The organism is Candidatus Thiosymbion oneisti (assembly GCF_004359955.1).
Classification (GTDB): domain Bacteria; phylum Pseudomonadota; class Gammaproteobacteria; order Chromatiales; family Chromatiaceae; genus Thiosymbion; species Thiosymbion oneisti.
The window spans coordinates 72,150-84,082 of sequence record NZ_SMSC01000013.1 but is presented as its reverse complement, the minus strand read 5'-3'; the positions used below and the strand labels follow the sequence as shown (position 1 = coordinate 84,082).

8 protein-coding genes are annotated in these 11,933 nt (G+C 65.8%); 4 read left to right on the top strand and 4 right to left on the bottom strand.

All coding sequences use genetic code 11. The features are described 5' to 3' along the window. The first annotated feature begins 1 nt into the window (after position 1). The 4 genes from E1958_RS09235 (at position 2) to E1958_RS09225 (ending at position 4,206) form a co-directional block, all read left to right on the top strand. Positions 2 to 682, top strand: a complete 681-nt coding sequence (locus tag E1958_RS09235; protein ID WP_133511625.1) for an SLOG domain-containing protein — start codon at positions 2 to 4, stop codon at positions 680 to 682. 66 nt (positions 683 to 748) lie between these two features. Next, a complete protein-coding gene (locus E1958_RS09230; protein ID WP_133511624.1) occupies positions 749 to 961 on the top strand; it encodes a hypothetical protein in 213 nt (70 codons plus the stop codon). Positions 962 to 1,027: 66 nt separating this feature from the next. Continuing rightward, positions 1,028 to 1,153 (top strand): hypothetical protein, encoded by a 126-nt coding sequence (locus E1958_RS21635; RefSeq protein ID WP_279381362.1) that lies wholly within the window; start codon positions 1,028 to 1,030, stop codon positions 1,151 to 1,153. 14 nt (positions 1,154 to 1,167) lie between these two features. Beyond that, positions 1,168 to 4,206, top strand: coding sequence for an NACHT domain-containing protein (locus E1958_RS09225; protein ID WP_165741536.1), 3,039 nt, complete (start codon positions 1,168 to 1,170; stop codon positions 4,204 to 4,206). Positions 4,207 to 4,312: 106 nt separating this feature from the next. On the opposite strand, the gene E1958_RS09220 is transcribed toward E1958_RS09225, so the two are convergent. The 4 genes from E1958_RS09220 to E1958_RS09205 are packed head-to-tail and all read right to left on the bottom strand — an operon-like array spanning position 4,313 to position 11,768. Continuing rightward, a complete protein-coding gene (locus E1958_RS09220) occupies positions 4,313 to 5,617 on the bottom strand; it encodes a hypothetical protein (RefSeq protein WP_133511622.1) in 1,305 nt (434 codons plus the stop codon). After that, the gene (locus tag E1958_RS09215) at positions 5,614 to 8,799 is read right to left on the bottom strand and encodes a VWA domain-containing protein (RefSeq protein WP_133511621.1); all 3,186 of its coding nucleotides are present in this window, start codon (positions 8,797 to 8,799) and stop codon (positions 5,614 to 5,616) included. The genes E1958_RS09220 and E1958_RS09215 overlap by 4 nt, the downstream gene beginning before the upstream one ends. 54 nt (positions 8,800 to 8,853) lie before the next feature. Further along, positions 8,854 to 10,692, bottom strand: coding sequence for a vWA domain-containing protein (locus tag E1958_RS09210; RefSeq protein WP_133511620.1), 1,839 nt, complete (start codon positions 10,690 to 10,692; stop codon positions 8,854 to 8,856). After that, on the bottom strand, positions 10,689 to 11,768 hold the full coding sequence (locus tag E1958_RS09205) for a DUF58 domain-containing protein (RefSeq protein WP_133511619.1): 1,080 nt from the start codon (positions 11,766 to 11,768) through the stop codon (positions 10,689 to 10,691). Before E1958_RS09205 ends, E1958_RS09210 begins: the two co-directional genes overlap by 4 nt. Positions 11,769 to 11,933: the final 165 nt, after the last annotated feature.

The following is an 11,933-nucleotide window of genomic DNA, read 5'->3' as shown; positions in this document are numbered from 1 at the left end:
CATGTCGAGCCCACTACCCGACCGCTCACACACCCCGGTACTACTCTCCGCGAGCATTCCGGACGAGATTGCCGGTACCCCCAACGCCCAGCGTATCTACGGCTATGTCACCGTACTTGTGCGCTCACTGCTCGGTGCGGGCATACCCCTTATCTTCGGTGGCCACCCAACCATTACGCCCTTGGTGCACCGGGCCGCCAAGGCACTCGGCGATCGCAAGCCGTCCATCAGCCTCTACCAGCTCGAGCGCTTTCGCGGGCAGGAACCCCCGGAGACCGCCGATAACGCCGTCTTCGATGATACCCACTGGCTCGGCGACCCTAACCTCGACATCGAGGCAGATCTGGTCCAACTGCGCGACCCCATGACCGCTCAGGCCCAAGCCGCCGTCTTCATCGGGGGCAAGACCACCGGCTTCAGCGGCGGGAAACCCGGCATCCGCGATGAATACGAGCGTTTCCGCACGCACCATCCTGACGGTCCAGCCTATCTCATCGGCCGACTGGGCGGTGAGACCATCCGGCTGATCGCCGAGGCCACTGCAGGCATCGACCTGGAGCACAATGGCCTGACGCCGGAGGCGCGGCGCGAGGTCCACACATCGGACGACGAGAGCCTCGTGGCTGCGCTCATCGTCCAGGACCTGCGGCAACGGCTGGGGAAAGACCGGGTAGAGGCATAGGCTTGCTGGGAGCTACGCCGCTTCCGGACCGATCCACCATCCCCGATTGCAGAGGGAGGACCTACTGTGACCACCCCCATCAGCGAGAAGCACCTCGATCTGCTGCAAGGGGTCATCAACCGGATGGCCGGTAATTCCTTCCTGCTCAAGGGCTGGAATGTCACTCTCGTGGCAGCGCTTCTGGCCGTAGCCGCCGATGAGCTGGAACCCTTGCAGGTCAGTGTAGCACTGCTGCCCGTCTTGGCCTTGTGGGGACTCGACGGTTACTTCCTGGCCTAGGAGCGCCTGTTTCGGGGGCTCTACCAACGGGTCATCACCGGCGACGACACGCCGGCCCCCTATTCGATGCGGACCGAACTCTTGACCCCGGCCTTGTGGTGGGAGACCACAAGGAGCCTGACTTTGCGCTATTTCCACGGCACCCTGCTGCTCGTCATCGTCTTGTTTCTGGGTCTCAGCCTCGTTCAGTGAGCGGACAGGCTCGATTGATCCCCAAAGAGAACCTGGGGCAACCAGGGGTGACAGTGCCGAATGCATCCGAACAACTTACCTTCATCAGCTACAACCGCAAAGACCGCGAACTCGTCACCGCCATCGATGCCCGGCTTCGGGAAGCGGGCATTGCCACCTTTCTGGACACTACCAATATCACAGCAGATAAGGGCACTTGGCCCGATGCCATTCACGATGCCCTCGAAAATTCCCCCAAGGCGGTTGTCTTCATCGGCCCTGGAGGAATCGGGGAAGTGCAAGACGTGGAGATACAGTGGCTATGGGCACGTTACGCGCAGGATCGCTCCGTACGCCTCATCTTCGCCCTTCTGCCCGGTGCGAGCTATTCCGGCGCGCCTCCCGAGTTACGCCGACTGTTTCCCGGCGTTGACCTGAAAGATTACCCCCAGCACCGTGATCTGACCCCCCTCATTCGCCAGCTTCGCGCCGATGCGCCTGCGCCGCCATCGTCGTTGGAGGACCCGTCCCCTCATGTCCAAGCCGGTCCTCTCCAACGGTTTTGGTTCCTCCACCAGGCCGCCAAACGGCTGCTGCGGGGCGATCTGCACCCACTGCCTTTTCCAGTGGAATCCGGCACAGGTTCCCGTTCCTGTTTCCTCCATCCTTTCCCGCTCGGTATCCGTGGGCCGGATCACCAGGTCATCGGCTCGCAATCGCTGCTGAAGTCCCTGCGGCGGTTGGCCCGGGCCGGACAGCGCGTCTTCGTCTTGGTAGGCGAGCCCGGCAGCGGCAAGACCATCGCCTTGGGACATCTGGCGGTAGGGCTCGCCGAGCGCCATATGCGCTGGTTCGGTCTTCGCGCCCCTTTTCCTATACTCATACGCGCAGGGGACCTCGATCCTGGCGCGATCCTGGCCGCGGAGTTCTCGGATCTAGACGCCCTGTGGCCACCCCGGCAACTCCTGGACGCCCCACCGGTGAGGCTCCTGCACCGGCTGCTCACCCGCAGGCGGGCCTGGCTCCTGGTGGATGGTCTGGACGAGCTGGGCAGTCCTGCACAGCAGGCCGGTCTTGCCGAGCAGCTCGCCCGGCTGGTATACGAGTCCGTGGACTCTCTGCTTCTCATTACCTGCCGTACCCCATTGCCGGTACTGAAAGAGCTACCTCCGCCCGCGACGCTCACCATGGTCCCCTTGCCCTTGAGCGACCGGGAGGGTTTTCGCCGTTGGCTGGTAGAGCGCGGCGCAGGGGAGGCCGAGATACCGGTCATGGAAGCCCCCCACCAGACCTGGCTCCGGACGCCCCTGGAGCTGACCCTCTGGGCCCGACTCGCCGCACGCGGTGCATTGCCGGTCGGGCTATACCGGGCCGACCTGTACGACCGCTACCTGCGGTGGATACTCAGACTGGACGTGGACCAGAGAGACCCCTCGGACGGGCAGGCACTCCTCTTGGGCCTCGCCAGCTTGGCCCATGGGCTGCATCAGGGAGCCGCGGAGCTGCCGCCGCTGCCGGAGGCACTCCGACCACCCCGCTCGCAGGGGATCCTCGAGGCCAGTGATGATGAGGAGGACGGACCCCGATGGCGATTTACCCACCCCTCTTTCCAGGAATATCTGGCCGCGGAGCATCTGCTGCATGTACAGGGCACCGACCTCGGCGCTTGGGTAAGCACGGTCTGGGCGCAACGGCCCGGCTGCTGGAGCCCGGTGGCCGTATTCATCACGGAACGCCTCAAGGGTCGACGCCGAGAGGCCATCCTGCAGACGATGGCCGAGGCCATCGAAACGGCCCGTGACCCGGAGGCGATCCACGGCCTGGCGCGTTGTCTCCTGATCCTGCCTTGGGAGGACAATCCCTCGGTGGTGGAGTTAGCACGCCACATCTGGATGGTCGCCGTGTCATCGCTGGCGTCGGCGCAGCCCACCGCCGACTGGCCGGAGCCGAGCAAGTGGCTATTGGCGGAGCCACGGCTGGGACCGGGCCTGCTGCTCGCCCTCACCCGGCCCGGTAGAGACTGGCACGACACCTTCTGGGTACGGGCCAGATCCGAGATGACAAGTGACGACCCGCTATGGAGGGCCTGGATCAGACTGGTCGCACGCCTTCCTCTTTGGCACCCGGCCCTGCCGGAAGTATTGGAACCGGAGACAATCCCGCCGCGCTGGCGCACCCAGGCGCTGTGTCTATTGGCGGAATGGGATCCGGGTCGGGCCTTGGCGCACCTAGAGACCATCCTGGAGGGGGATACGGATCGGGGCCAGCCGGAGGTCCTGTACGGCGATCTGGCCCTGTTGCTGGCGTTGGGCCCCGACCCCACCTGGCCGAGACTGGTCGCTGCCGCCGGGGAAGACGGCCGGGAAGCGACCGCTGGGCATCTGGTCAGGCTCGGCGCCTTACTACGGCCTTGGTGGGGCAGGCTACAGCTGCCGGCCAGTCGCGGCACGCCCAGGGTCCGGCGTTATCGACGGTTGGCCCAGGCACCCTTCCGGCGCGAGGCACGGGAGTTGGCACAGGTCCGTTGGGCTGAAGTCATGCGGGCTGGCGAGAGCCTAGGGATTCGCGGCTGGGATGATCTGGCACGGCTCGACCGGGGTGCCCTGGGGGAGGCCTGGGCCGAGGCGGCCGCGCCGGGGGCAGTGGAGGCCGCCGTCCTGGGCCGGTTACTGCTGAGGGATCTGCGGAACCAAGGCAGCGATGCGCCCTGGTCGGAGGCCGAACCCGATGCCCTCCGGGCCTGGGTCTGGCTGGGGTGGTGGCTGTGGGAAGCGGGTGCACCGGCGGTCACCGGCATGGTGGCCGAACAGGGATGGGCGGGCCTTGATCTGCCCGCACCGATCCAGGCGGTCTTGACACCTGCGATACTTGACCCCCGATCATCCATGGATGCCGGCGGGATCGACGCCTTCGTCGCCTGCGGCGATGATCGTCGGCGCCTGGAGCAGGCCGCCCACGCCAGTGCGCCGACGGCAGAGGCCTGCGCTCGCGCCGGCATCCTGCTGGCCGGTCCCGAGAGCGAGGCGGAATCCGCCGGTCTGCTCGACCTGTTGCTCGGTCTTCCTCTGCCGTAAGTCAGGTAGGTTGGGCTGTGCCCACCAATACCGTGCCTAGCTGGTGGGCACAGCCCACCCTACGGGTACTGGGTTTCGTTCCTCGACCCAGCCTACCGCCTGTTGCTCAGTCTCCCGCCGTCCCAAGCGCCTCGATCCAATCCGCGAGCCGATCCTGCCAGGCCTGATCCAGAGGCGGTTCCAGGGGTGGCTGGTCCTGCAAGGCCCGCCGCCAGGCATCCCGCGCCGCCTGCGGATTCCCCCGCGCCTGCTCCAGCAAGCCCAGAATGACCCGGATCTCGGGGTTCCAACCGTGCAGTGGCACCATGTACATGGGGATATCGTCGTCGGTGATCCCATGAACTAAGGAACGGCCTGCCAGCTGATCGATATAAAGCCATTTGCGAGTCTCTGCAACGGCCTGTCCCAGTCGGCGGGTGGCCGCTGGGTTGCCCTGGCGGCGCCCCTTAGCCGCCAGATAGGCATGGGCCAAGGCGGCATTGGAGTGACCATTTATATCACCAGGATATCTCTTATCACTACACTTGCCATCTCGCCACTCCCAGCGTCGATTGAGCCGGATAGCATCCTCAAACCGGCCGCAGAGCAGGAACCACCAATTGCTTAGATCATCAGCGGAGGCCTCGATCTCTTGGGTCAGGCGAGGCGTGCCTTGGTCGGTGGATAGCCACTGCCCGCAGATCCGCTCCCGCTCGGCAGGCGTCTTAGCAAACACCAGACTCGTCGGGTTATTTGTCCCAGCTTCCATATCCCGCTCCAGCTCACGCCGGGCCTCTGTCTTGTGACCAAGCCGCCGCAAGGCCGTTATGCGCCACCCAGAAACTACTTCGTAGCCGGAGTCCAGGTATTCCTGGAGCCGCCCAAGACGGAAATATGACCCCAGCAGGAAATTACGCTCCAGCTCGCCGGGGAGCGAATCTGCGACTGCTGCCTTGGATTTCAGGGCCTCTGCCATGACCACCAGCGCCTGGTGTCGATAAGACTCGAACAAGTAACGGCCGATCTCCTGCGCAAGCGGGGCGAGCCATTTGTCTTCCAGCGCGCCGGAGGTTATGGCCTCGATCTCCTGTTCCCCCTCCTTCCAGTGCCGTTCCACCAGCCGTGCCGTACCCCGGAGCAGATGAATGGCATCGTCCAGGTGCTCCCAGTCGGTGGTGGCAAAGTAATGGATCACTGCCTCTGCCAAGGCGTTTCGAAGCTTGTCACTGCATGTGGTCAGGTCGTTCTGTAGCTCGCCCTTGGCTACTGCAAGGCTGGCCTTGTCTCCGGATCGAGCCTCCACCAGCACCCGCAACAAGCGATGCAGGAATCGGTCGTGGTAGGGGTCCTCCGGATCCCAGGCAATACCCGGACTAGGAAGCAATAGCGCCATCAATGCCAGGGATATCCAACAGAGTCGGGCCGGGCTCATGGCGGCAGCTCCCGTTTCAGGCCGTAGCGGCGATAGAGCATGTCGGCCAGCAGCAAGGCGGCAAACAGGGCCATCAGCAACCAACGCAGATCTGTGCGGTCGGTTTCCTCCAGGGTTCGATCCTCCACCGCCAGCTCCGCCGGCCATTGGGGCTGGTCCTGGAAGGGGATGACCGATCCGCCGGTGAGTTCCGCCAGCTCCTCCAGGAGTTCCGAATCGGGTCCCTGGGCCAGGGTCAAGGGCTCCCGGATCGGGGCCAGTAGCCCGGGGATGACCTCGGCGGACTCTTCTATCGAAGCCCTGTCACCCTTCTCCCGCTTGCCCTCGGCGCGCAGCACGAGCTTCAAGCGATCGGCATCGACCGGGATGGAGATCCGGCCTTGCCAGGCGTTCTCGGCATCACGACCCAGGTCGTAGACCTTGGGCTCCGGCAATGCTGTGTCCTCTAGGTCCGCCCCGTCCTGCGGGTCTTCCTCTGGGGCGGTGGAGGGATCGGTCGGGACTTTCCCCGGCGTCGCCGGGCGGAGGCGCTGCACATCCACTTGAAAGGAGTCCAGATCCAGCCCATCCAGGGAATCCACCTGGGCGCGGATCTGGAGCGTCTCCGGTCCGGCCTTCCGCACCTGGAGCCGGATCAGATCCCGGGGCCGGTCCCGCCGGGTCCAGGCCATGGCCCGTCGCCAGGCCGTGCGAAAGCCCTCCCAGACAAAACGGGTCTCGGCCTCCAGCCCCCGGAAGGAGGAGATAAAGGCCACCACCCGCCCCCCGAAGGCGCCGCGGCGCACGGCGCCGGTCTCGTCCGTCTCCGGGCGCCGTACCAACATCCAGTTGCTCCAGAGTGCCAGATCCCGCACCGGGCCGAGCTGGGGCCGATGGCGAATGGACATGACGGTCTCCGCGCCCGCCTTCTCCGGGGTCACCGCATAGCCGGAGACCCTGGGTAGATGGGGTCCGGGATCGGGTAGCCCGGCGAAGAACAGGTGGGAGGGATTCAAACGGGGCCGTTTTCGCTCCTCCGCATAATCCACCATCCGGCGGGAGAGCCGCCCGAAGGGGATTTGGAACCGATCCAGATAAGCGGTTCCTCCTCCGGCCTCACTGATAGCCAACAAGTGCTTATATCCAGGTATGCCACTCCAATAGCGTTGCATGGCATCGGTGTCGGCCGCTTCCTCGTCCGCCGGGTTTTGGAGCTGCTCCAGGGGTGGCAGGGAGGTCTCTCCCCTCACCATGCCCAAGGCATTGAGTACGATGCCCTGAGCATCGAGCCAGTGTTTAGCGAGCCGGCGGGTGTGCTCCCGGCGAAAACGGCCCTGGTCGTCTACCCACCAGTGCTCGAGGCCCATGGGGTCCAGATCACGGGCATCCGCGATCAGCAGGACCCGCTGCTCGGGCCGCTCGTCCTGTTCGCGTCGGGCGCCCGTGGTGTGCAACTGGGTGGCATCCGATTGGGTGGCGTCCAGCCGGCGGTAGGCGGATTCCAGGGCGCCGTAGAGGGCGATGCCCTCGGGGGCCAGGCCGATTCGGGACCAGCGCTCGAACTCCCGGTCCAGCCGCTCCAGGGCGCCATCCAAGCGCGCCTTCAGGGCATCGCGCCCGACAAACCCGGTGAGAGGTATCAGCTCATGGGGCTCGTCGCTGTAGCCCAGGACCCCCACCCGGCTGCCGGCGGAGAGGGTGGTCACGGAATCCAGCAGATAACCGATGGCGCGCTCGAAGGTCGGTTGGTCATAGTAGAGACTGGCCGAGACGTCCAGGACCACCACCACGTCCATAGGGGGACCTCCCCCCGAGCCCTTAGGATGCAGCTCTACGGGCAGGAGCTCGGCCATGGGGGTAGCGGCATAGCCCTGGTGACCGAAGGTCTCCGCCCCGCCGATGACGACCAGCCCGCCGCCGGCCCGGACATAGTCCCGCAATCGGCCCAGTAGGGCATCGCGCCGCTCCGCATCCGCCGTCAGCCGGGCCGGCCCCAGGTCGTTGAAGACCACCAGATCATAATCCATGAAATCGACCCCCTCTTGCAGCGCCTCCGGGGCCTTTACCTCGCGCCGCCAGTCCCGGCTGTCGAAGAGGCCGGTGATGAATTCCGGTGGTCCATCGTCGCCCCCGTCCAACAGTAGGACCCGAGCCGGCGGGTAGAGACCGATGAAGCGGTTCACCAGCTCACTCCCCGTCGGGAACCGGGGCAGTGACTGCCTCGGCTTCTGCTGTTCGCGGGTAATCGCCAGGGTGAGCTGAATCAGGCCCTCGCGCTCCGGGGGACGGAGTTTGATGGAACGGCAGCGCAGGATGGGATCGCCGGAATGATCCGGTGCCAGGATGATGGCCCCCGGCCGTGGCGTGGCAGCCAGGCCACAGGACCATTGGGACTGGAACAGCAGCGGGATGGTACCCGCGTATAGGTGCAGATAGCCGATCGCCCCTTGCTCGGGCCGTTGCGCCTGTACCGAGATGCCCAGCCGGCTGTCCTCCCCCGGCCGGCGATTACGGGGCAGATCGATCAGGCTCAGCCGGGGCATTGGGGTCGCTTCCGGCCACCAGGCGGGATCGGCACCGACCGGGACCACGAACACCGGTCGCCGTGACCGGGCCGCAGCGGCCAGGATCGCCTCTCGGCGGGTCGCTTGCGGCCGCCCTTCCAGGGCGGGCCGGCCATCGGTGATCAAGAGCACCGGGTGGGCGTCGTGCTCGCCGCCCGCGGCAATTCGCGCCAATATCCCTTCCAGATCCGTGGATGTAGGCCCGAGGGCGGGTATCTGGGCCGCCCAATCGGTCTCCGCTTCCACCTGGATGCCGGCGCCCGCGAAGAGATGGAAGCGAGGCTCCAGGGCAGTGGGTAATGCTTCCTCCACCAGGGCCTCCACGAATGCCTCGATACGGGCCTGATAGGCATCCATATCGCCTCCCCGATCGGGGTCCACCAGGCTCTGGGAGACATCCACCAACACCTCCAGGGGGGCCGGGACCCGGCGCTCCACGGCTTGTTCCCAAACCCCGCCCGTAAGGTACAAGGCCAATACGGCCCCAATGGCACCCCCACGCAGCGCCAGGATCACGACCGCTCGGCGCCAATCGGATCCCCCCTTTGCGCCCGGTCGTAACCAGGGCCACAGGGGCGCCAGCCAGATGAAACCCAGGGTGGCCGCAACCGCCCAGGGCAGGAGCCAATGGATCGCCATGATGGGCTACCCGGCCTCCGTCTCCGGACGCCGCCCGCCGGCCATCCGCAGGGCCTAGAGGGATTCGGCGATCCCCAGGAGGACCAGGAGCCCGACCAACCAGCGCCAGACGGGTCGGGACCGGCTGCCGCTTGCGGCTAGGTCCCAATCCTGTTGCAGCCTGACCGGACGGGGCGCGAGCTCGGATTCGCGTTCGTCCAGCAGGCCCACACTCAAATGCTCTTTCCGGATGTCGCTGCGATACAGATAGTGGCCTGGAGCATCCAGCACCCAGCGTGCAGACGCCGTTTCGGACATCGGGGGAAACGGATCACCCTGGGTATCGAGGAGAGTCGGCTTGCCGCGCCCGGTACCGGCGTACATGGCCCCGGCCGGGAGATAACGGGTAGCGGAGGGACCCTCGCCGGTCATCCATTCCATGGCGTTCATGAGCAGGAACACCATGGACAGGCAATCGTCCTGGCGAAAGGTGCCCCCGCCGTGGCGGGTGCTGTCACAGTAAAAGTGGGCATCGAAGCCCAGGTAGAGATAGCGTTTGCCGGCCCGCTCGGCGGCATAAGCGGGTTTCATGACCGCCGGCGCTTGCCCACCCAGGCCCCGTATTGCGATCTGCGATTGGCTGAACAGGGGCATGAACCAATCCGCATCCGGTACCTCCCCCAGCCGGGGATGGTGCAACAACATCCCGTACAGGGGCTTGATATCCCGCATGATGGGGTTGTCATACCAGGCCGACTGCCATCGGACCTTATGGGGAGTCCGGTCATTGCCGGGGTTCGGGGCAATCACGATGGTATCCGTAGTAACGTCGCTCAGCCAGGGGGGATTGGGGCAACGGTCATGGATCACCAAATCCCAGTGGCCGCCGGGTCGCTGCTGTGGGTCGTCCACAATAACGCGCCGGATCTCGGGGTGGGGGGTGAGCCAGGGCCAGAGTGCACCACCGGGCTTGCACCGGATCAGCAGGACCTGGATCTCTCGGTCCCGGTGGGGAAATACCCAGAGCCCGTCGTCCAAGCCCAGGGCATCGTCCGGCGCCCGGACCGAGAGCCAGTGTGGGCCGCTCCCGACCAATCCCGCGCCGGTCAAGAGCCGTTCCAGCGAGAGACGCTTGGCCTCGCCCGGCGCCAGCGAGAAGGGTCCCATGACGGGGGACCCAACCCGGTCGGACATTTCGGATAGGGTGATAGTCACGGCATCCGCCGTCTCCGAGGAGAAGTTGCGCAGCACGAGTCGGTGGCGTGCGGGGGTGCTGAACAGGCCACCCGGCTCGATGACGGCGGTGATGTCGATCCATTCCAGGCCCCCATACTCGGATTGCGGCGCCAAGGGGTGGTCGGTGGCCAGGATGACACGGGTGACGCCATCCGCCTTGGCCTGGCCGAGGATCCCCTCCAAACGGGTCGCCAGGGTACCCCCATAGGCACGGGGGGTGGTGGATGCCAACTCCCGTTCGAGCTCTCCGGCCTCCGCTATCCCCTCCAGGGCGCTGTTCGGTCCCCACAGGAGCTGCAAGCGGACCTCCCCGCCCGTCACCAATTGCGCGCGGCCCGCTGTGAGCAGCGCGCGGCGCGCATGCTCGAAACGGCTCTTACCGTCCGCGGCGACGGCCTGCATGCTGGCGGAGTCGTCCAGGACCAGCAGCACCCGTTCGGTCGGGAGCGGCAACACGGGTCCCAAGGCGATGACGGCGCCCACCAGCAGCAGCAAGGCATAGATCCAGCGCTCGCGCGTCACTTCCAGCTCCCACCTGGGCAGCCATTCGCGCCTTACCAGGTCGCGGAAGTAGAGCAGGCTGGCCAGGGTCCGGTCCCGTTTGAAGACACGGAGCTTGAGGAAGGCCAGGGGTGGCAGCAAAAGCAGGGGCCAGGCCCAGAGGTTCTCGAAGCTCATCGCCGTCTCCGCCGCGGGCCCAAGACGTCCAGCAGGGTAATGGTCTGCTCCACTCGATTCCGTACCGGTATTCCTCCCGCCCCGACGAAGCGTTGGAAGGCGGCGCCCTGCTGCCGGGCGGCGGTGGCCAGCAGGGTGTGGTGGCATTCGCAGATGTTCTGGTAGTCGCGCTCGATGCCCCGGCTCCAGCCCAAGCGCAGGCGTATGCCGGTCTCCGCATCCACCACGAAGCGCGCCTCCTTGACCAGGTCGTCCACATGCAGCTGTAACAGCAGCAGCCTGAAACGTTCACCGGCGAAGGCCCGGGATGTCCTAGCCACCGGCTCTACGGCGAGCCGGAGACGCCGGCGGGCCATATCCGAAAGCCGGCCGCAGGCCTGCGGGAAGGATCGGGACTGCTCGGTAGCCAGTACCTGGGGGATGTCCACCAGGAAATCCGACAGCACGACCACGACCGCCCCCTGGTGCCGCCAGCGGTGGGCCAGCCCGGGCAGCAGCCCCAGGTCCGTTGCGCCCGCTGCCCGCAGGCCGGTGAGCAGGCTTGGGGCCTGGGTCCGCAGCTCTCGCGTGCTGCGCCAGGTCCTGGTCTCGCCCAAGGACGCCGAGAAGGGCACCAAGCGGACATGATAGCCGCTGCGCAGACCCGTGAACGCCAAGGCCAGGACCAGGTCGAGGGCGAGTGTCCATCTGGCGGCCAGGTCCGGATGGGCCATGGAAGCGCTGGTATCCAGCACCAGACAGAGATCGGGGTGGTGCTCCGAATGATGAATCCGGGTGTAGGTCCTGCGGGTGCGTCCGTAGACCCGCCAATCGAGGCGCCGGACATCGCCGCCCGGAGTATAGGGCCGATGGTGCTTGAACTCCAGGCTGGCCCCATCTCGGGCCCCGACGAGTCCGGCCCCCGTCAGGCCACGGGGGGGATACCAGTGGGCCGGAAACGTCAGACCCTGGAGTCGGCGATAAAAATCGGGTCCGTAACGCCGTAGGAGGCTGGCGTACGGGTCCCCGTCCCGGTGTCGGTTCATGACCATATCTCGGTAGGGATCGGGATGCCGGGTACTAGGTCGTGTTGACATTTAGAAGGTCCGCACAGCGGACCCTACAGTCAGTCAAGCAGTTAGGGTAGGGTCCGCTGTGCGGACCGCTTGCGCATTGCGGCTACCTAACATATGAAAAACAAACGATTAGGGTTAAATGTCAACAGCCCCTAGTACACAATTTCAAACGATATTGCATATGTA